19 protein-coding genes are annotated in these 18,720 nt (G+C 68.1%); 14 read left to right on the forward strand and 5 right to left on the reverse strand.

What is annotated here, in order from left to right; translation table 11 throughout:
* Nucleotides 1-15: 15 nt before the first annotated feature.
* Entirely contained in the window at nucleotides 16-1,299 is a 1,284-nt protein-coding gene (locus tag VYI76_RS08610) for an acyl-CoA dehydrogenase family protein (RefSeq protein WP_326524347.1), read from the reverse strand.
* A 160-nt stretch (nucleotides 1,300-1,459) separates the two neighbouring features.
* Between VYI76_RS08610 and VYI76_RS08615 the strand changes: the two genes are divergently transcribed.
* Both VYI76_RS08615 and VYI76_RS08620 read left to right on the forward strand, forming a co-directional pair.
* Nucleotides 1,460-2,704, forward strand: coding sequence for a TetR/AcrR family transcriptional regulator (locus VYI76_RS08615; protein WP_326524348.1), 1,245 nt, complete (start codon nucleotides 1,460-1,462; stop codon nucleotides 2,702-2,704).
* Nucleotides 2,705-2,798: 94 nt separating this feature from the next.
* Entirely contained in the window at nucleotides 2,799-2,954 is a 156-nt protein-coding gene (locus VYI76_RS08620) for a hypothetical protein (RefSeq protein ID WP_326524349.1), read from the forward strand.
* Here the strand turns inward: VYI76_RS08620 and VYI76_RS08625 are convergent.
* The 3 genes from VYI76_RS08625 to VYI76_RS08635 all read right to left on the reverse strand — a co-directional run bounded on the left by VYI76_RS08625 (nucleotide 2,940) and on the right by VYI76_RS08635 (nucleotide 6,752).
* Nucleotides 2,940-4,253 carry a spinster family MFS transporter gene (locus VYI76_RS08625; protein WP_326524350.1) on the reverse strand — a complete coding sequence of 438 codons (1,314 nt, stop codon included), beginning with the start codon at nucleotides 4,251-4,253 and terminating at the stop codon, nucleotides 2,940-2,942. The genes VYI76_RS08620 and VYI76_RS08625 overlap by 15 nt on opposite strands.
* Before the next feature lie 112 nt (nucleotides 4,254-4,365).
* Nucleotides 4,366-5,436 carry an acyl-CoA dehydrogenase family protein gene (locus tag VYI76_RS08630; RefSeq protein WP_326525070.1) on the reverse strand — a complete coding sequence of 357 codons (1,071 nt, stop codon included), beginning with the start codon at nucleotides 5,434-5,436 and terminating at the stop codon, nucleotides 4,366-4,368.
* A 95-nt stretch (nucleotides 5,437-5,531) separates the two neighbouring features.
* Nucleotides 5,532-6,752, reverse strand: a complete 1,221-nt coding sequence (locus VYI76_RS08635) for an acyl-CoA dehydrogenase family protein (RefSeq protein ID WP_326524351.1) — start codon at nucleotides 6,750-6,752, stop codon at nucleotides 5,532-5,534.
* A 143-nt stretch (nucleotides 6,753-6,895) separates the two neighbouring features.
* On the opposite strand from VYI76_RS08635, the gene VYI76_RS08640 reads away from it, so the two are divergent.
* Nucleotides 6,896-7,582 (forward strand): glutathione S-transferase N-terminal domain-containing protein, encoded by a 687-nt coding sequence (locus tag VYI76_RS08640; protein ID WP_326524352.1) that lies wholly within the window; start codon nucleotides 6,896-6,898, stop codon nucleotides 7,580-7,582.
* On the opposite strand, the gene VYI76_RS08645 is transcribed toward VYI76_RS08640, so the two are convergent.
* Nucleotides 7,579-8,355: an SDR family NAD(P)-dependent oxidoreductase gene (locus VYI76_RS08645; protein ID WP_326524353.1), complete on the reverse strand. Its 777-nt coding sequence runs from the start codon at nucleotides 8,353-8,355 to the stop codon at nucleotides 7,579-7,581. The two genes, VYI76_RS08640 and VYI76_RS08645, sit on opposite strands and share 4 nt — an antisense overlap.
* Before the next feature lie 62 nt (nucleotides 8,356-8,417).
* On the opposite strand from VYI76_RS08645, the gene VYI76_RS08650 reads away from it, so the two are divergent.
* From VYI76_RS08650 to VYI76_RS08700, 11 genes are all read left to right on the forward strand, one after another.
* Nucleotides 8,418-9,911 carry a class I adenylate-forming enzyme family protein gene (locus VYI76_RS08650; protein WP_326524354.1) on the forward strand — a complete coding sequence of 498 codons (1,494 nt, stop codon included), beginning with the start codon at nucleotides 8,418-8,420 and terminating at the stop codon, nucleotides 9,909-9,911.
* Nucleotides 9,908-10,678, forward strand: a complete 771-nt coding sequence (locus VYI76_RS08655) for a thioesterase family protein (RefSeq protein WP_326524355.1) — start codon at nucleotides 9,908-9,910, stop codon at nucleotides 10,676-10,678. The genes VYI76_RS08650 and VYI76_RS08655 overlap by 4 nt, the downstream gene beginning before the upstream one ends.
* 128 nt (nucleotides 10,679-10,806) lie before the next feature.
* Nucleotides 10,807-11,532: an EF-hand domain-containing protein gene (locus VYI76_RS08660; protein WP_326524356.1), complete on the forward strand. Its 726-nt coding sequence runs from the start codon at nucleotides 10,807-10,809 to the stop codon at nucleotides 11,530-11,532.
* A gap of 89 nt (nucleotides 11,533-11,621) precedes the next feature.
* On the forward strand, nucleotides 11,622-12,347 hold the full coding sequence (locus VYI76_RS08665) for a response regulator (protein WP_326524357.1): 726 nt from the start codon (nucleotides 11,622-11,624) through the stop codon (nucleotides 12,345-12,347).
* Nucleotides 12,344-13,705, forward strand: coding sequence for a sensor histidine kinase (locus VYI76_RS08670; RefSeq protein ID WP_326524358.1), 1,362 nt, complete (start codon nucleotides 12,344-12,346; stop codon nucleotides 13,703-13,705). The genes VYI76_RS08665 and VYI76_RS08670 overlap by 4 nt, the downstream gene beginning before the upstream one ends.
* A gap of 71 nt (nucleotides 13,706-13,776) precedes the next feature.
* Nucleotides 13,777-13,956 carry a hypothetical protein gene (locus VYI76_RS08675; protein ID WP_326525071.1) on the forward strand — a complete coding sequence of 60 codons (180 nt, stop codon included), beginning with the start codon at nucleotides 13,777-13,779 and terminating at the stop codon, nucleotides 13,954-13,956.
* Nucleotides 13,957-13,981: 25 nt separating this feature from the next.
* Nucleotides 13,982-14,677, forward strand: a complete 696-nt coding sequence (locus tag VYI76_RS08680) for an endonuclease/exonuclease/phosphatase family protein (RefSeq protein WP_326524359.1) — start codon at nucleotides 13,982-13,984, stop codon at nucleotides 14,675-14,677.
* Nucleotides 14,678-14,697: 20 nt separating this feature from the next.
* Nucleotides 14,698-16,974, forward strand: coding sequence for a patatin-like protein (locus VYI76_RS08685; RefSeq protein ID WP_326524360.1), 2,277 nt, complete (start codon nucleotides 14,698-14,700; stop codon nucleotides 16,972-16,974).
* Between the two features lie 63 nt (nucleotides 16,975-17,037).
* Nucleotides 17,038-17,382, forward strand: coding sequence for a hypothetical protein (locus VYI76_RS08690; protein WP_326524361.1), 345 nt, complete (start codon nucleotides 17,038-17,040; stop codon nucleotides 17,380-17,382).
* Nucleotides 17,379-18,053 carry an orotidine-5'-phosphate decarboxylase gene (pyrF, locus tag VYI76_RS08695; protein WP_326524362.1) on the forward strand — a complete coding sequence of 225 codons (675 nt, stop codon included), beginning with the start codon at nucleotides 17,379-17,381 and terminating at the stop codon, nucleotides 18,051-18,053. The genes VYI76_RS08690 and pyrF overlap by 4 nt, the downstream gene beginning before the upstream one ends.
* 92 nt (nucleotides 18,054-18,145) lie before the next feature.
* Nucleotides 18,146-18,691 (forward strand): GNAT family N-acetyltransferase, encoded by a 546-nt coding sequence (locus VYI76_RS08700; RefSeq protein WP_326524363.1) that lies wholly within the window; start codon nucleotides 18,146-18,148, stop codon nucleotides 18,689-18,691.
* Nucleotides 18,692-18,720: the final 29 nt, after the last annotated feature.

The following is an 18,720-nucleotide window of genomic DNA, read 5'->3' on the forward strand; positions in this document are numbered from 1 at the left end:
GAGGGTGACGAACCGTCAGCGCGATACCCCGATATCCCCGCTCGACATCGTATCCGCCTTCCAGTCGCCCCACTTGCCGAACTCGGCGCGGGCGATGGCACGGTTGTGGACCTCGTCCGGGCCATCGGCGAAACGCAGCGTACGCACCCCGGCCCAGTCGTGCGCCAGGTGGAAATCGCCCGACACACCCCCGCCGCCATGCGCCTGCACGGCATTGTCGATGATCGACAGCGCCATGAGCGGCGCCTGCACCTTAATCATCGCGATCTCCAGCTGGGCGGACTTGTTGCCGGCGCGATCCATCATGTCTGCCGCCTTCAGGCACAGCAACCGCGTCATCTCGATATCGATACGCGCGCGCGCGATGCGCTCTTCCCACACCGAATGGTCGGCGATCCGCTTGCCGAACGCGACGCGCGACAGCAGCCGCTTCGCCATCGCCTCGATCGCCTCCTCCGCCACGCCGATCGTGCGCATGCAGTGATGGATGCGGCCCGGCCCCAGCCGGCCCTGCGCGATCTCGAACCCGCGGCCCTCGCCCAGCAGGATGTTTTCCGCCGGCACGCGTACATTCTCCAGCACCACCTCACCGTGCCCGTGCGGCGCATGGTCATAACCGTAGACCGACAGCATCCGTTCGACCGTCACGCCGGGCGCATCCATCGGCACCAGGATCATCGATTGCTGGGCGTGGCGCTTGGCCGACGTGTCGGTCTTACCCATCAGGATCGCGACCTTGCAGCGCGGATCGCCGACGCCCGACGACCACCATTTGCGGCCGTTGATGACATAGTCGTCGCCGTCGCGGACGATCGACGTTTCGATATTGGTCGCGTCCGACGATGCGACCTGCGGCTCCGTCATCAGGAATACCGATCGGATTTCGCCTTCCATCAGCGGCTTCAGCCACCGATCCTTGTGCGCGCGCGTGCCATAGCGGTGGAACACCTCCATGTTGCCGGTATCGGGCGCGGAGCAGTTGAAGCATTCGCTCGCCCAGCCGAGCCGCCCCATCTCCTCCGCGCACAGCGCATATTCGAGGTTGGTCAGCTGCGTGCCCTGGAACTCGAAGCTGTCATCGACGTGGCTCTGGCCCGAATGCGGCGGCATGAAGAAATTCCACAGCCCCTCGGCCCGCGCGATCGCCTTCACCTCCTCGATCACCGGCAGCACCTTCCAGCGCTCGCCGCTCGCCTGCTGGGCGTGATATTCGGCATCGCGCGGGCGAATGTGCCGATCGATGAAAGCCTTCACCCGATCGCGGAAATATGTCTCGCGTTCGCTCAGCGTGAAGTCCATCGCACCACTCTCCGGAAAGCCTCGTTTCGCAGGCGTCGTTAAGCCATACCGGTTTTTCGGTAAAGCCCGCCGGGACGAATCTTTCTCTCGCGTCACCTCGGAAAACCACGGACTCCAAAAAGCACTAGGCGTTCGAAAAAGCTTTGATACAGTCATTCGGATGAGCGCAGCACCGGCGAAGAAATCGGCAGGGGAAACGGGCACGAAACGCTTCCAGGCGAAGCGCGACGCGATTCTGGCCGCCGCCGCGCAAGCCATCAACGACCAGAGCGCGAAAGGCATGACGTTCGCCGACGTCGCGGCGCGCGTCGGGCTCAACACCACCAGCGTCACCTATTATTTCCGGCGCAAGGAAGATCTTGCCTCGGCCTGCTTCGAACACACGCTCGAACAGCTCCAGGCAATGCTCGACGAAGCGATGGAGGAAACGACGCCGCGGGCCCGCGTCGCGCGCTATCTGTCGATCAATTTCGCACGGCTCGCGCGCATCACGCGGGGCGAACAGACCGAGTTCGCCGTGCTGAGCGACCTGCGCGCGATGGACGAGCCGATGAAGTCGCGGCTGCTCGCCGGGTGGCAACGGGTGTTCCGCAACACGCGCGCACTTTGGGGCGATCCGGCGGACCGCATGGCGAAGGACCTGAACGGCGCCCGCGCGCACGTCCTGCTGGAAAACACCTTCTGGCTCTCCGCCTGGCTGACCCGCTACGAACTCGACGAGTTCGCTCGGATCGAGGCCCGCCTGATGGACGTGTTCGCCAACGGCATCGCGGGCGCCGGCGCGCAATGGGCACCGCGGCTGCTGGGAATCGGCGAGGACGCGCGCGGCGACGGCCGCACCGATTTCCTGGTCGCCGCCACCCGCCTCATCAACGAACTCGGCTATCGCGGCGCCAGCGTGCAACGCATCGCCAGCGAGCGCAACGTCACCAAGGGCAGCTTCTACCATCATCTCGACGCCAAGGACGAGCTGGTGACCGAATGCTATCGCCGCAGCTTCAACCTGATCGCGGAGGCGCAGGCCAAGGCTCATGCGGGGGGCGAGAATAGCTGGCAGATGCTGGCGAACGTCATGGCGACGCTGCTCGACGTGCAATTCTCCGATCGCGGGCCGTTGTTGCGCACCACCGCGCTTTCGGGACTGCCGCCACGCGATCGCCAGACGATGATCGACCGGTCGAACCGCATCGCGCGGCGCTTCGCGGGCATGATCTCCGACGGGATCGCCGACGGATCACTGCGCGCGGGCGATCCGCTCGTCGCGTCGCAGACGCTGATGACGCTACAGAACGCGGCGTTCGATATGCGCAAATGGGCGAGCACGATGCCCCGCGAACGCGCCGTCGCCTTCTATGCCTCGACGCTGATGTTCGGCCTGTTCGACGATCGCGTGGTCGCCGCCTGAACTGCCCGAAATGGCGGAAGATTTCGCCGGATCAACCGAATGACAATGCTGTAGCGGTCACTGCGGGCTCGTCGCGCGCAACGGGACCGTCGCCATGAAGCTCTTCCTCGTCAGCACCGGCGTCTCGCCGATCATAGACTTCTTCGCCAACGACGGGCGGTTCGTCCACCTGCTGGTCAGCCAGATCGCGCGGGTGGGCCACGCCATCGCCGATGTCGGCGCTACGCTGATGCCGTCAATCGGCAGCTGACGCCTGCCGCTTCAGCAGCACCCCGGCGCGCCAGTAATGGAACAGCGCCCATGGCGTCGCGGCGGCAAAGCTTACCATCGCCCAGCGCAACGATTCCGCATCGCCCAGCGATGGCTTGAGCAGGTCGGATATCACCCCGATCAGCGTCGGGCCCAGTCCCAGCCCGATCAGGTTGATGACGAGCAAGGTCACCGCCGCCCATAGCGCCCGCAGCCTGAGTGGAGCGAGCCCCTGAATCAGCGCGAAGGTAGGCCCGAGGTAGCTGCTGATGAGGAGCAGCGACACCCAGTAGAGTGGCACCGCGATCCACGGATCGGCCGAGGCGTAGAACAGGAACGACAGCGGCAGCCCGACCGTCTTCATCGCGAGGATCAGCCAGCTCTGCGCATAGAGCCCCCAGCGCTTCGCCGCCCAGTTGGCGATCCACCCGCCGAACACCGCCGAAGCCGTGCCGCACACCGCCCCGACCGGCGCGACGTAGGACGCGATGTCGATCTTGGTCAGGCCCAGCGAACGGATCAGGAAGCTCGGCCCGAAGGCGTTGTGACCATAGCCTATCATCGCGGTGATGGTGACGCCCATCACCAGATGGACGGCCGCCGGATTGGCGAACAGCGAGCGGAAGCCGGCGCCAACGCTTGGCATCTCGCCCTTGTTCTGCTTCTCCACCGCGATCTGGACGTCGCTGAGGCCGCGGCGCGGCTCGACCACCAGCCATTTGATGACGAGCGCGAGCGCGATGCCGGGCAGGCCGACGACGAACATCGCCACACGCCATCCCCAAAGATGCGCGACGAAGCCGCCGATCATCGTCCCGAACGCCGACCCGAGCACGACGCCGAGCGAGTAGATGCCCATCGCGCCCGCGCGTTTTTCGGGTGGATAGAGATCGGCGATGATCGAATGGCTGGGCGGTGACGATCCCGCCTCGCCGATACCGACGCCGATGCGGGCCAGCAGGAGCTGGACGAAGTTCTGCGCCAGACCGCAAACCGCCGTCATCGCGCTCCACAGCGCCAGCGCGATCGCGATGATGTTGACGCGGTTGCCCTTGTCCGCCAGCCGCGCGACCGGCAGGCCGAGCGTCGCATAGAAGATCGCGAAGGCGAAACCCGCGAGCAGGCCGAGCTGGGTGTCGGACAGGTGCAGGTCCGCGCGGATATCCTCCTGCAGGATCGCCAGGATCTGGCGGTCCATGTAGCTGAAGAAATAGGCGGCGGTGAGGAGTGCGAGGGTGAGGCCGCGGCGCTTCAACGCCAGCGCGTCGGCGATCGGAGCGGTGATCGCTGGGGTGGTCACCGGCCCTTCCCGTCATCCCAGCGCAGGCGAGGAGCCGTCTCGCACGGCGCCCCGGTGGGCATCTCCGGGAAATGGGTCCCCGCTTTCGCTGGAATGGCGTGGGAAGCGCCCATCAATAGCCGTTCAGCCGCGCGAAGCGTTCGCGGTGCCACGCGGCATTGCCCCACATCGCTTCCAGCACCGCCGAACGCTTGAGGAAGAACCCCGCGTCATGTTCGTCGGTCATGCCGATGCCGCCGTGCAACTGAACCATCTCGCGGCTGACCAGCTTCGCGGTGTCGCCCGCGATCGCCTTGGCAAGGCTGACCGCCTGATCGACATCCGATCGGTTGGCGTCGATCGCCTCCAGCGCGCCCTCGACCGCCGAGCGCATCAGCTCCAGCTCGGTGAACATCTTCGCCATCCGGTGCTGCAATGCCTGGAAGCTCGACAGCAGTTGCCCGAACTGGACGCGGGTCTTGAGGTAATCATTGGTGATGCCGAACGCCGCTTCGGCAAGGCCCAGCATCTCCGCCGCCGCGAGCGCGGCCGCGCGATCGGTCACCTGCCCGGCAAGCTTCGGGTCGGCGGAAAGCAGTTCGGCGGCCGCGCCGTCGAAGCGCACCTCGGCATGGCTTCGCGCATCGACCAGCGCGCGGTGGGACCGGGTCACGCCCGCGCCATCGGGGACGAGATAGACGCCGTCGGTCGCCGACACGACGAACAGCCCGGCGCCGTCGCCCTCCGCCACAAATGCCTTGGCCCCGGTGATCCCGCCATCGCCGGCCGTCGTCGCCACCTTTGCCGGATCGAAACTGGGCCCTTCGCCGAACGCCACCGTTGCGACCAGTTCGCCGCTGGCGATCCGGGGCAGCCATTCCGTCTTTTGCGCGTCGGACCCGCCAAGCAGGATCGCGGAAGCCGCAGCCGATGTCGCGGAAAGCGGGGTCGCGGCCAGGTTGCGCCCGAGTTGCTCGACAACCAGCCCGAGCGACAGATGGCCCATGCCTACCCCGCCGAACTCCTCGGGGATCAGCACGCCGGCCCAGCCCATCTCGGCCTGCGCCTTCCAGGCGTCGGCATCATAGCCCTCGGCATGCTTCTCGTCGCGCATCCGGCGGAAAGCGGCGACGGGCGATTCATTGTCCGCCCATTCGCGCGCCATGTCGCGCAGCATCGTCTGTTCTTCGGTCAGGACGGCCATATTCTCATCCTCGTCAACCCAGCGGAAGCTGCGGTCTTTCAACATCTGGCGCGCCCTCGCGGCGCGAGATCCCGGCTATCGCCGGAGTGACGACATCACTGATGGTCGAGCATCCCCAGGATGCGCTTCGCGATCACATTGTTCTGGATCTCGCTCGACCCGCCATAGATCGACACCGCCTTGCCGAAGAGCCAGCCGCGCGTCGCCGCAAGCTCGTCCTCGGCGAAGCCCTCGCCGTCCCAGCCGAGCCCCCGCATTCCGCGGATTTCCATCGCCAGTTCGGCGCGGTCCTGGGTGATGCGCGCGCCGACGTTCTTCATGATCGAAGTCGCGGCCGACGGCCCCTGGTTCGATTTCGCCTCGAGTGCGGCGCGACGCAGCGTCAGCGCAAAGGCCCGCACGTCCATCTCGTGCCGCACGATCCGCATGCGCAAATCCTGGTCGGCGACCCGACCGTCCGCATCTTCGCCGCGGAATTTCTTCGCGAGCTTGCCCAGCGGCACGCCGGAAAACAGCCGGCTCGCCGCCGATCCACCGCCCGACAGGCTGTTGCGCTCATGCTGGAGCAGCCGCTTGCCGATCGTCCAGCCCTGCCCCTCCTCGCCGACCCGGTCGGTCTTCGGCACCTTCACATCGGTGAAGAAGGTCTCGCAGAACGGCGACTGGCCGCTGATGAGGCGGATCGGCCTCACCTCGACGCCGGGATCGTTCATGTCGATCAGGACGAAGGTGATGCCTTCATGCTTCCTGATCTTGTCCGTCCGCACGATCGCGAAGCACTTGTCGGCCCACTGGCCGCCCGAGGTCCACGTCTTCTGTCCGTTGACGACATAATGATCGCCGCGATCCTCGGCGAAGGCCTGCAAGCTCGCGAGGTCCGATCCCGCGCCCGGTTCCGAATAGCCCTGGCACCAGCGCACCTCGCCGCGCGCTATCGCGGGAATATGCTCGCGCTTCTGCGCCTCGCTGCCATATTCGAGCAGCGTGGGGCCGAACATCATCACCCCCATGCCGCCGATCGGATTGGTCGCGCCGGCGCGCGCCAACTCCTCCTGCAGCACCCGCGCCTCGGCTCGCGACAGGCCCCCGCCGCCATATTCCTTCGGCCAGGTGGGCACGCCCCAGCCCTTGTCGCCCATCGCCTTTCGCCAGGCTTCCTCGTCGGGCGAGGGATCGGACGGCCCCTCGATCGCCGACATGCTGTTATCGACGCCCTTCAGCGATTTGGGGAAGTTGGCGTCGAGCCAGCCGCGCACCTCCTGTCGGAAAGCCTCCGGCGCATCGGCACCGGCCGGCGGATCGGCGAGCGTCGCCATCGCATCCTCTCCCAAAACTCGAATCGAATATCGGGTATGCTATGGCAGGCACCCCCCGCATGGCAAGGCACCATGCCACCGGCGATGACGCTGTTGCGGCGAACGTCACGCCGCCCCATCTGCCCCCGCGAAGGGGAATGCACATGATCGAGCTATATTACTGGCCGACGCCGAACGGTCACAAGGTGACGATGTTTCTGGAAGAAGCCGGGCTCGACTACGAAATTCACCCGATCAACATCGGCGCCGGCGACCAGTTCCGACCCGAGTTTCTGGCGTTCAGCCCGAACAACCGCATGCCCGCGATCATCGATACCCGCCCGATCGACCAGCAGGATCCGCTGGCAGTGTTCGAAAGCGGCGCGATCCTCTATTATATGGCGGAAAAGACCGGCAAGTTCTTTCACAGCGATCCGCGCGGCAAGGCCGACGTGATGCAATGGCTGATGTGGCAGATGGGCGGGCTCGGCCCGATGCTGGGGCAGAACCATCATTTCACCCGCTATGCGTCGGAGAAAATTCCCTATGCGATCGATCGCTATGTGAAGGAAACCGCTCGGCTGTACGGCGTGCTCGACAGGCATCTGGCCGACCGCGAGTTCGTCGCGGGCGGGTATACCATCGCCGACATGGCCTGCTACCCATGGATCCTGCCCGAGGCGCAGGGCCAGGACATGGCCGATTTCCCGAACCTCGCGCGCTGGCACGCCGCGATCGCGGCACGGCCGGCGACCGCGCGAGCCTATGCGCGGGGCAAGGAAATCCGACCCGAGGATACCCCGCTAACCGACGAGCAGAAGCGGGTGCTGTTCGGCCAGTCCCGGCCCTAGCCGCGTCCCGCTCGCCGGGCGTGTAGCAGGTCCAGGTGGGCGCCGGCATCGAGCCGCCATGTCTCGCCGGTCACGACGCGGCTGGCGGGATCGAGCAGCATCACGATCGGTCCGGCGATGTCGTCGGCGTCGGGCGCCATCGCCATCGGCGTAGATCCCGCGATCTGCGCATTCATCCGCGCGAACCCTTCCGCGCCCAGCCGGTCCTCGAACCAGCGGGTGCCGACATAGCCCGGCGCGACAGCGTTGACGCGGATCGCCGGGGCGAGCGCGCGTGCCAGGCTCTGCGTCATGGTGATCAGCGCACCCTTCGACGCGGCATAGGCGACCGACGAACCATGCCCGTGAATCCCCGCGACCGAGGCCACGTTGACCACCGCGCTCGACGGCCCCGCGCGCATCGCCGGTGCGCAGGCGCGGATCATCTGGAACGGACCGATCGTGTTCAGGCGATAGAGATCGACGAAGTCCTCCGCCGACAACGCGTCGAGATCCTCGTGGTCGGCGAATTTGGTGCGCCCGGCGTTGTTGACCAGATAGTCGATCCGCCCGAACGCCGCGATGGCAGCCTGCGCCAGCGCGCGGCATTGATCGTCGTCGGCGATGTCGGCCTGCGCCGCGATGCCGCCAGCTTCCTTCGCCACCGCTTCCGCTTCGTCGCGGCTATGCGCATAGTTGACGACGCAGCGAACCCCGCGCCGCGCCAGTGCCTGCACGACGCCCGCGCCGATCCCCGTACCGCCCCCGGTCACGATCGCAACCTGCCCGTCCATCCGCACCTCCCGCTTTTCGAAAGTCGCGTATGGCATTTCCGGCGCGCGCCGCCTAGCAGGCCATGGACAGGAGACTGGATTTGCCGACCGCCGACGCCATGCTGCACAGCGATTTTGCGACCTTGCCAGACTTGATCGCCGCGCACGCCCACGAACGGGGGGGCAAGACCGCGCTGATCCACGACGCCGCCGGTATCGACTATGCCGTGCTCGACGCGATGATGGACCGGGTGGCCGCCGCCCTGCAGCGCGACGGGGCGGTCCAGGGCCAGGCGGTGGCGATCGTCGCCGCGGTGTCGATCCCCTATGCGATCGTCTTTCTCGGCGCGCTACGGGCGGGGTGCGTGCCGACGCCGGTCGCGCCGTCTTCCACACCGGAGCAGGTTGCCGCGATGGTCGCTGATTGCGATGCGGTCCGCGTGTTCGACGATGCCGCGCTCGCGACGCTGGACGACTGGCTGGCACCCGCTGGATCGCGGCCCGCCCCGGCCCGGATCGCGCCGGCCGACCCGTTCAACATCATCTATTCCTCGGGCACCACTGGATCACCCAAGGGCATCGTTCAGAGCCACGCGATGCGCTGGGCGCATATCGCGCGGGGTGAGGCGCTGGGCTTCGCCGATGCGGTCACGATGATCGCCACGCCGCTCTATTCGAACACCACGCTCGTCAGCTTCCTGCCCACGCTGGGCTGGGGCGGCACCTGCGTGTTGCTCGGCAAGTTCGATGCAGCACGCTTCGTCGCGGCGGCGGCGCTGCACCGGGCGACGCATGCGATGCTGGTTCCCGTCCAGTACGACCGGATCATGGCGCTCGCCGATTTCGACGCGCACGACCTGACCAGCTTCCGCATCAAGACCTGCACCTCCGCACCCTTCCCCGCAGCGCTGAAGGCTGACGTCGTTTCGCGCTGGCCGGGGCTGTTGATCGAATATTACGGCATGACCGAAGGCGGCGGCACCTGCGCGCTGATCGCCAATGCCCATCCCGACAAGCTTCACACGGTGGGCAAGCCGCTGGACGATCACGACATCCGCCTGATCGACGACGACGGCCGCGAGGTGCCGGTCGGAGAAATGGGCGAGGTGGTCGGCCGATCACCTGCGATGATGACCGGCTACCACGGCCGCAGCGAGGCGACGAGCGACGCCGAGTGGTTCGATGCCGACGGCAACCGCTTCATCCGCCACGGCGACGTCGGCCGGTTCGACGCCGACGGTTTCCTGACGCTGCTCGATCGCAAGAAGGACGTCATCATCTCCGGGGGGTTCAACATCTATCCGTCCGATCTGGAAGCCGTGCTGGCCGAACATCCCGACGTCGCCGACGCAGCGGTGGTCGGTGTGCCGTCACGCGCGTGGGGCGAGACGCCGGTCGGCTTCTTCGTGCCGCGCGGGACGACAGACACGGCGGAAATCCTCGCCTGGGTGAACGGGCGCGTCGGCAGGACCCAGCGGCTGGCCGATCTGGTCACGGTCGTCGATCTGCCGCGCAACGCGATCGGCAAGGTGCTGAAACGCGAGTTGCGCGAAGGCTATGCGGGGGTGGTGGCATGACCGCGCTCGCAAAGCTGCTCGCCGGGCTGGAGCCGGTCGAGGGCGGCTTCCGCGGTACGATCCCGGCCGACTGGTTGCAGGGCCGCACCGCCTATGGCGGGCTGTCGAGCGCGCTGGCGCTGCACGCCGCCAAGGCGAGCGACACCGATCTGCCACCGCTTCGATCCGCGCTGATCGCGTTCGTCGGGCCGCTGGCCGGCGCGGTGACGATCGAGGCGCGGCGGCTTCGGCGCGGGCGCAATGCCGCGTTCATCGAAGCGACGATCACGTCCGAGGCGGGGCTCGGCTACCGCGCGACCTTCGTGTTCATGGCCGACGTCCCGTCGTCGATCGCGTTCGACCGGCTTCAGCCGTCGCCCCATCGCCCGCCCGCGCCCGACGCGGACCTCTATCGCGGACCCACCGGCTTCTTCACCGGCAATTTCGAGCTGAAGGACATGAAGCGCGACGCCGGCGAGGCCGAGTTCCTGCGCTGGGGCCGGCTCGTCGAACGCGACAACCTCGATCCCGAGACCGCGCTGATCGCGGTGGCCGATGCCCTGCCCCCGGCGGCCTATCAGTTGCACAAGGGAGAGGGTACGATGAGTTCGCTCACCTGGATCGTCAACCTGCTGGTCCCACGTCCGCAAACCCGCGACGGCTGGTGGCTGATGCGCACCGTCACCGATCGCGCGATCGGCGGCTATTCCAGCCAGCACATGACGTTGTGGAACGCCGACGGGCAGCCGGTGGTCGATGCGATGCAGGGCGTCGCCGTCTTCGTCTGAGCGCGACAATTCGCGACACTTTGCCTGGCCGCTGACACACGCGCACGACAGCGTTCGACGATTGAAGGCAGCGTGGCGGACGGGGATGTTCGCCGACTGACCCTGTACCCCATGCGGAGTGTCCGACGATGATGAAGACCGCCCTTGCCGCCGCCCTGCTCGGCACCGCCGCGCTCGGCGGCCTCGCCTATGCGCAATCGGCCCCTCAACCCACCCCTGCCCCTGCGACGAAGCCGCTGAAGGGCGATGCCAACAACGACGGCCGCGTCACCCGTGCCGAATTCATCGCCCGCGCCGAAGCCGCCTTCGCGCGGATGGACGCCAACAAGGACGGCGCGCTGACCCGTGACGAGGCGCGCGCCGGAAAGGGCCCGCGCCACGGTGGCAAGCGCGGCCCCGGCGCGCGGGGCGGCCCGTTCGAACCGGTCGCCGGCCGGGACATGCCGCCACCTCCCCCCGGCGGCGCGACGCGCGGCCCCGGTCGCGGCATGGGTCCCGGATTCGCCCGCCTCGATACCGACCGCGACGGAAAAGTGACCCGCGCCGAGTTCGCGGCAGAGAATGGCCGCGCCTTCGCCCGCATCGATGCTAACGGCGACGGCACCGTCGACAAGGCGGAGATGGCGGCGCTGCCCGGCCGTGGCCGGATGGCGGCGCGCGCGGATGCCAACGGCGACGGCGCGCTGACCCGCGCTGAGTATGACGCCCAGGCGAAGACCCGCTTCGACAAACTCGATACGAACGGCGACGGTGTGCTCGACGCCGCCGAGTTGCAGGGCGGACCCGGCATGCGTCGCGGCAGCCGGCGTGCGCCTGCTGCTTCCCCCACCCCGCCCGCGCCGACCGGCGCGTAAGGGTCGGGTCCAGCGCCGGGCGGTGGGCATCCTCCTCCCGCCCCGCCCGGCGCTGGCATCCGCCCGTTGATGTGATAATCGCGATGGACATGGCCTCAACTGACCTGCCGCACCTGCTCCTCGTCGACGACGAACGGTCGATCCGCGAGCCGCTGGCGCAATATCTGACGAAACAGGGCTTCCGCGTGACGCAGGTCGGCGATGCCGAGGCGGCGCGCGCGCGATTGAACGCCTATGCGATCGATCTGGTCGTGCTCGACATCATGATGCCGGGCGAGGACGGGCTGTCGCTCACCCGCCATATCCGTGCCAACGGCGAGACGCCGGTGATCCTGCTCACCGCGCGGACCGAAGAGACCGACCGCATCGTGGGGCTGGAAATGGGCGCCGACGATTATGTCGTGAAGCCCTTTTCCCCGCGCGAGTTGACGGCGCGTATCCGCGTCGTGCTGCGCCGTATGGCAGCCGGCGGCGTGCGCCAGCACGCGCCGGAAACGGGAAGCTACGCCTTCGCCGGCTGGGTGCTCAAGACCGGCGAGCGCACCCTGGTCGATCGCGAAGGCGTCGCCGTGCCGCTGTCGACCGGTGAGTATAACCTGCTGCTCGCGCTGGTGACGCGTCCGCGCCAGGTGCTGACCCGCGACCAGTTGCTCGATTTGACGCAGGGCCGCGAGGCCGCAGCGTTCGACCGCGCGATCGACAATCAGGTCAGCCGCCTGCGCAAGAAGATCGAGGCCGATCCGAAGGCCCCCGCGCTCATCAAGACCGTGTGGGGCGGCGGCTATACGCTCGCGGCCGAAGTGACGCGGCTGTGAGGGCATGGCGCGGCCCGACCAGCCTGTCCGGCCAGATCCTGCTGCTGGTGGCGGTCGCGCTGTTCGTCGCCCAGGCGATCAATTTCGCGCTGCTGCTGCGCGAGCGCCGCGAATTCCGGCTCGCGGGCGCGACCAACCCGGCGATCACCCGTCTGCTCGACGCCGACGAGCGCCTGACCGCCGGACGCCCCCTGCCGCGCGACCGCCCACGCAGCCGCGTCGAGCTGGTCCCGGCATCGCCGGTCGCCGGCCTGTCCGAACGGGTCCCGCAGGCCGAAGCCGCGATCCGCGCCGGGCTGAGCGACACCGGCGTCCGCTTCGGCCGGGTCGAGGCGGGTTTGCGCCCCTTCAGGATCGAGCCCGAACGCGAACGCCGCATGAGCGACGACCGCCGCAAGCGGCTGCGCCGGTTCGTCAGCGAACTGGTGATCGCGGTCGAGCAGCCCGGACGGGGCTGGCTGACGATCGCCGTTCCGTGGCCCCGCGCCGAACGCGGCGTGGTCGGGCAACTCCTGGCGCAGACGCTGATCCTTTACGGAATCGTGCTGCTCGCGGTCCTGTGGCTTGGCCGGCGGATCGCCCGACCGCTCAAGGAACTGGCGACCGCGACGCGCGGCTTTCGTCCCGGCGCGCCGTTCGTTCCGGTGGAAGAACATGGCCCAGCCGACGTGCGGGCGGTGACATCCGCCTATAACAGCCTTGGCACGCGCGTGGCTGCCATGCTCGACGAGAAGGACCGCATGCTCGGCGCGATCGGCCATGATCTGCGTACGCCGCTGGCGGCGCTTCGTGTCCGCATCGAATCGGTCGAGGACGACGACGACCGACAGCGCATGGCCGACACCATCGACGAGATGAGCCGTACGCTGGAGGACATATTGTCGCTCGCCCGCCTCGGCCGCCCGAGCGAGCCGGCCAGCGAAGTCGATCTGGCCGCGCTCGTCGACGCGGTGGCGGAGGATTTCCGTGACCTGGGTCACGATGTCGTGACCCGTGACGCCGCGCGCCTGCCGCTGCGCGTCCGGCCCTCGCTGATGCGCCGGGCGGTGCGCAACCTGGTCGAGAACGCCGTCAAATACGCCGGCGCCGCCGAAGTCGCGATCGAAAGCGACAGGGGCTACACGCGGATCCTGGTACTCGATCGCGGACCGGGCATCCCCGACGACCGGCTGGCGCAGGTGTTCGAACCGTTCATCCGTGTCGAGACGTCGCGCAACCGCGACACGGGCGGGATCGGCCTCGGCCTCGCGCTCGCCCGTGCGATCGTGCAGGAAGCCGGCGGCGTGCTGACGCTCGCCAACCGCGATGGCGGCGGGCTGGCCGCGACCATCCAGTTGCCCGCCCGCGGAAATATCTGACTTGCCCGATCGTCAGGCAACCAACTCCGACCGGAAAGTGTTTTGCGTCAATCAGGTGGGAGTGTTTTGTGATGGAGCGTTCCGGCAACGGGCCGGCGGTGGCGCCGGGAGTAGCCGTCGCGGAGGAAGGCGTGGTGGTGCTCGACGGGCCACTGGGCGTCGCCGTGTCGATGACGCCGGATGCGGCGGAGGGCACCGCGCGCAGCCTGAACCTCGCCGCGGCCGACGCGCGGGCACAGGTGCCCCGCTGAAGGCCATCGGCACGGCGATCCGGCAATGATTACCGTCGCCTCCTACAACATGCGCAAGGCGATCGGCACCGATCGCAGGCGGCGGCCCGAACGCACGCTGGAGGTGCTGCGCGAACTCGATGCCGACGTGATCGCGCTGCAGGAATGCGACCGCCGCTTCGGCACGCGCGCCGGGGTGATCCCGCTCCACATGCTCGACGAACATTCGCCGTGGAAAGCGGTGCCGCTGGCGGTGCGCACCCATTCGATGGGCTGGCACGGCAACGCCCTGCTGGTCCGCAAGGAGGCGCTGGTCGGCGATGCAGAGGTCATCCACCTGCCGACTCTGGAACCGCGCGGCGCGGTGATGGCCGATGTGCGGGTAAAAGGCCTGCCGCTGCGCGTCGTGGGCATGCACCTCGACCTGTCGGGCCTGTGGCGACGGCGGCAGGCGCATGCGATCCTCCATCACGTCGCGGCGTCGCGCGTCCACTATCCGACGGTTATGATGGGCGACCTCAACGAATGGACCCGTGCCGCCGGCTGCCTCAAGGATTTCTGCCGCGATTTCACCAGCGCGGAAACCGGGCCCAGCTTCCATGCGCGCCGCCCGGTCGCGCGGCTGGACCGCATTCTCGTTTCGCCCGAATGGCGGATCGTCGATTGCGGCGTGCACGCCAGCCTTGCCGCGCGCACCGCATCCGATCATCTTCCGATATGGGCTAGACTGGAACTCGCCTGAACGGCGACAGAAGGGGGATAATGCGCGAGAAGGAACTGCGGCTGGCACTCGTCTGCTACGGCGGGATCAGCCTGGCGGTGTACATGCACGGCATCACCGGCGAGGTATGGCGGCTGGCGCGCGCTAGCCGCGCATTCCACGACGGCGGCGATCCGGGCAGCGGCAGCGAGGGCGTCTATTACGACCTGCTCCGCGAGATCGGCGAAGAGGCCGGCGTGCGGCTGCGCGTGCTGGTCGATATCGTCGCGGGCGCCAGCGCGGGCGGGATCAACGGTATCTTCCTGGCCCAGGCGGTGGCGACCGGCCAGTCGCTCGATCCGCTGACCCGCATGTGGCTGGAGAATGCCGATATCGAGGCGCTGCTCGACCCCGAGGCCGCGCCCGACCGTTTCTCGAAACTATGGGCGACGCCGCTCGCCTGGATGCTGGCCGATCGCGACCAGATCGAGGGGACGGTCGAGCCGGGCACGCGCGAGGAGGTCGGCCGCAAGCTGCGCCAGTTCATCCGCGCGCGCTGGTTCGAACCGCCGTTCGGCGGTAAGCGGCTGACGCACATGATCCTCGACGCGCTCGACGCGATGGCGGCGGGCGACAAGGGGCCGCGCCTGCTGCCCGACGGCCAGCCGCTCGACCTGTTCGTAACCGTCACCGATTTCCGCGGCCACCCCGAACGCCTGCGGCTCAATTCGCCGGAGGAAGTGGTCGAGACCGAGCATCGCCTGGTCTTCCCCTTCTCCGACGACGGCGACGGCCGGCTGGGCGAGGCGGCCGAACTCGCCTTCGCGGCGCGCGCGACGTCCAGTTTTCCCGGCGCCTTCCCCCCGCTCAAGCTCGCGGAAATCGACGCGGTGCTCGTCGAACGCGATGCGCGCTGGCCCGGCCGCAAGCGCTTCGTCGAGCGGGTACTGCCGCGCCACGCGGCCGCCAGCGCAGCCGAGGACGCGGTGCTGATCGACGGGTCGGTGCTCGCCAACGCGCCCTTCCGCCCGGCGATCGACGCACTGCGGGATCGCCCCGCCAAGCGCCAGATCGACCGTCGCTTCGTCTATGTCGATCCCGTCCCCGGCTATCAGTTCAACCTGGGCGTCGCCAAGGTGCAGGCACCCGGCTTCTTCCAGACCATTATCGGCGCCTTGAGCGAACTGCCCCGCCAGCAGCCGATCCGCGACAATCTGGAGGCGATCGACGCCCGCACCGCGCGGGTCGAACGGCTGCAGGGCATTCTTTCCGGCCTGCGCGACGATGTCGAGGCGCAGGTTATCCGCCTGTTCGGCTATACCTTGTTCCTCGACTGGCCGACGCCAGCGCGACTGACCGGATGGCGCCGCCGCGCGCAGATCGCGGCGGCGAAGGACGCCGGCCTGACCTATTCCGCCTACGCCCGACTGAAGCTGACCGACGTGATCGCCGCGACCGGCGCGACGCTGATCCGCACGCTCGGCGATGCGGGACCGGACGGCAGCGCGCGTATCCGGGCCAGCGTCGCCCAGGCGGTCGCCGCGCGCGGCGTCACGTCGGACAGCGCCGCCAGCCTGTCGCCCCGGTCGCCGACGGTCGATTTCCTGCGCCGGTTCGACCTTGGCTTTCGCGTGCGGCGCCTGCGCCTTCTCGCGCGGCGCCTGGCCGAAATGGACGACAGCGGCGACGACGCCGTACTCAACCCGATCCGCGAGGCCGTCTATACCTCACTCGCCGACTATCTCGATCGCGAGCGCACCACCGCGTTCAAGGCGCTACGCCCGGCGATCCGCCGCATCGCCGACGATCCCGACGCGGTGCTCGCGGCTCTCGGCGAAGCGATGGGCCTGACCGCTCTGGACGCCGCGACCGATCGCCGCCTGTCCGCCGCGCTCGCGACGCTGCCCAAGGACCAGCGCCGCCCGCTGCTGCTCGCCTATCTCGGCTTTCCCTTCTTCGACATCGCCACATTGCCGCTGTTGCAGGGCGAGGGGCTCGACGAGTTCGACCCGGTCAAGGTCGATCGCATCTCGCCCGACGATGCGAAGGCGATTCGCGAAGGCGGAGCGGCGGCGACGCTGAAGGGCACGCAGTTCAACAATTTCGGCGCCTTCTTCAGCCGTGCCTATCGAGAGAACGACTATCTGTGGGGCCGCCTTCACGGCGCGGACCGGTTGATCGACATCATCGTATCGACCCTGCCGTCGGGCCACCGGCTCAAGCCCGGCCGCGTCGCCGCAATCAAGCGTGCCGCGTTCCTCGCGATCCTCGATGCGGAGGAAGCGCGGCTGAAGGCTGTACCGGGCCTGTTCGACACTCTGCGCCGCGAGATCGGCTGACCTCCATCCGGCATTGGCCGCCAAGGGTGGTCAAGCCGCGATTCCTTGCATAGGGTATCGTCCATGCAGTTCCTGAAGACGTTGCTGATGGTGTTCGCCGCGGGGGTCGCGGTGGCCTTTGCCTTCAATAACTGGACCAGCGTCGATGTGCGCCTGTGGGGCGGGCTGCTGGTCGATATCAACCTGCCGCTGCTGATGCTGTTGTGCTTCCTCACAGGGCTGGTGCCGACCTGGCTGTGGCAGCGCGCGCTGCGCTGGCGATCGCAGCAGCGGCTGGCGACCAGCGAACGTACGCTGGCGGATCTGCGCGCGGCAGTCGCTGCGACGGCAGCAGTACCGCCTTCGATCGATCCCGATCCCACACCGGCACCCGTCGCGCCCCCGCTGATCGACGGCTCCCGCCCGTGAGCAGCCGACTGTACGTCGCGCTCGACACGCCCGATCTCGACCGTGCGAAAACCATCGCGAGCCGGGTGCGTCACCATGTCGGCGGGATCAAGCTCGGCCTCGAATTCTTCATGGCGAACGGCCGCGCAGGCGTGCGCGAGATGGCGGACATCGGCCTGCCGATCTTCCTCGACCTCAAGTTCCACGACATCCCCAACACCGTCGCCAAGGCGATCCAGGCGCTGCGCCCGCTCGAACCCGCGATCCTGACCGTCCACACGAGCGGCGGCCGCGCGATGCTGGAGGATGCCAAGGCCGCCGCGCCGGAGGGCACCCGGGTCGTCGCGGTGACGATGCTGACCAGCCTCGACAGCCAGGATCTCCAATCGATCGGCCTCGCCCCAGATCCGCATGAACAGGTCGTCCGCCTCACCGAACTCGCTCGTGAATCCGGGATCGACGGCATCGTCTGCTCCGGCGAGGAAGTCGCCGCCGCGCACAAGGCGTGGCCGCAAGGGTTCCTGGTCGTCCCGGGCGTACGCCCGGCGAACAGCCATGCCGGCGACCAGAAGCGGGTGGTGACGCCGCGCGCCGCGCTCGACGCCGGGGCCTCGATTCTCGTCGTCGGTCGTCCGATCACCCAGGCGGAAGACCCCGATCTGGCCGCCCGCGCCATTGAGGCGACGCTATAGTGCGACAGTAAGTATCGGGAATTTCACGGACCCGCGAGAACGGGTGGCGTGCCCTCTTGCGCCGACCATTTCTTCCGCGAAAAGGCGAGGCCATGCGGTTGAAAACGATCATTCGCGGAGCACGCGCGGCCGACCTCGCGGGGCTGCACCCGGTCATCGAACGCACCTATCGCGGCGACAGCGCGCGGCAGGGATGGACGCATGAGGCGGACCTGCTCAGCGGGCGGCGCACCAGCCTTGATGTGCTGGAGGCGATCCTGTCCGATCCCGTCCAGCGGCTGCTGGTCGCGGTCAACGGCACCCGCCCGGTCGGCTGCGTCGCGATCGGCGATCGCGGCGGCGGGCTGGTGCATCTCGGCCAGCTTTGCGTCGATCCCCTGCTCCAGACCGGCGGCAAGGGCCGGCGCCTGATGGCCGCCGCCGAGCGGACCGCGCGCGTCGTGTTCGGCGCGGATCGCATCGAGCTGGCGGTGATCGACAGCCGCGCCGAGTTGATCGCCTGGTATCAGCGTCGCGGCTATACGTTGACCGGCGAGCGCCGCGATTTCCCGGTTCCGGTCGATCCCCCGTTGCACATGGTGGTGCTGGAGAAGCCGTTGGTGGCGCGGGAGGTTGTCCGCACCGCCATCCCCGTCTAGCCGTCGGTCTTCCCCGGCCTTCCGCCGAC

Source organism: Sphingomonas sp., assembly GCF_035910975.1.
Classification (GTDB): Bacteria; Pseudomonadota; Alphaproteobacteria; order Sphingomonadales; family Sphingomonadaceae; genus Sphingomonas.

Excerpts from the sequence above, each read along its gene's own strand:
- VYI76_RS08615 (WP_326524348.1), top strand. The coding sequence starts at position 1,460 with ATGAGCGCAGCACCGGCGAAGAAATCGGCAGGGGAAACGGGCACGAAA.
- VYI76_RS08660 (WP_326524356.1), top strand. The coding sequence starts at position 10,807 with ATGATGAAGACCGCCCTTGCCGCCGCCCTGCTCGGCACCGCCGCGCTC.
- VYI76_RS08675 (WP_326525071.1), top strand. The coding sequence starts at position 13,777 with ATGGAGCGTTCCGGCAACGGGCCGGCGGTGGCGCCGGGAGTAGCCGTC.
- VYI76_RS08665 (WP_326524357.1), top strand. The coding sequence starts at position 11,622 with ATGGCCTCAACTGACCTGCCGCACCTGCTCCTCGTCGACGACGAACGG.
- VYI76_RS08650 (WP_326524354.1), top strand. The coding sequence starts at position 8,418 with ATGGACAGGAGACTGGATTTGCCGACCGCCGACGCCATGCTGCACAGC.
- VYI76_RS08655 (WP_326524355.1), top strand. The coding sequence starts at position 9,908 with ATGACCGCGCTCGCAAAGCTGCTCGCCGGGCTGGAGCCGGTCGAGGGC.
- VYI76_RS08690 (WP_326524361.1), top strand. The coding sequence starts at position 17,038 with ATGCAGTTCCTGAAGACGTTGCTGATGGTGTTCGCCGCGGGGGTCGCG.
- VYI76_RS08700 (WP_326524363.1), top strand. The coding sequence starts at position 18,146 with ATGCGGTTGAAAACGATCATTCGCGGAGCACGCGCGGCCGACCTCGCG.
- VYI76_RS08640 (WP_326524352.1), top strand. The coding sequence starts at position 6,896 with ATGATCGAGCTATATTACTGGCCGACGCCGAACGGTCACAAGGTGACG.
- VYI76_RS08630 (WP_326525070.1), bottom strand. The coding sequence starts at position 5,436 with ATGGCCGTCCTGACCGAAGAACAGACGATGCTGCGCGACATGGCGCGC.
- VYI76_RS08645 (WP_326524353.1), bottom strand. The coding sequence starts at position 8,355 with ATGGACGGGCAGGTTGCGATCGTGACCGGGGGCGGTACGGGGATCGGC.
- VYI76_RS08635 (WP_326524351.1), bottom strand. The coding sequence starts at position 6,752 with ATGGCGACGCTCGCCGATCCGCCGGCCGGTGCCGATGCGCCGGAGGCT.
- VYI76_RS08680 (WP_326524359.1), top strand. The coding sequence starts at position 13,982 with ATGATTACCGTCGCCTCCTACAACATGCGCAAGGCGATCGGCACCGAT.
- VYI76_RS08620 (WP_326524349.1), top strand. The coding sequence starts at position 2,799 with ATGAAGCTCTTCCTCGTCAGCACCGGCGTCTCGCCGATCATAGACTTC.
- VYI76_RS08610 (WP_326524347.1), bottom strand. The coding sequence starts at position 1,299 with ATGGACTTCACGCTGAGCGAACGCGAGACATATTTCCGCGATCGGGTG.
- VYI76_RS08685 (WP_326524360.1), top strand. The coding sequence starts at position 14,698 with ATGCGCGAGAAGGAACTGCGGCTGGCACTCGTCTGCTACGGCGGGATC.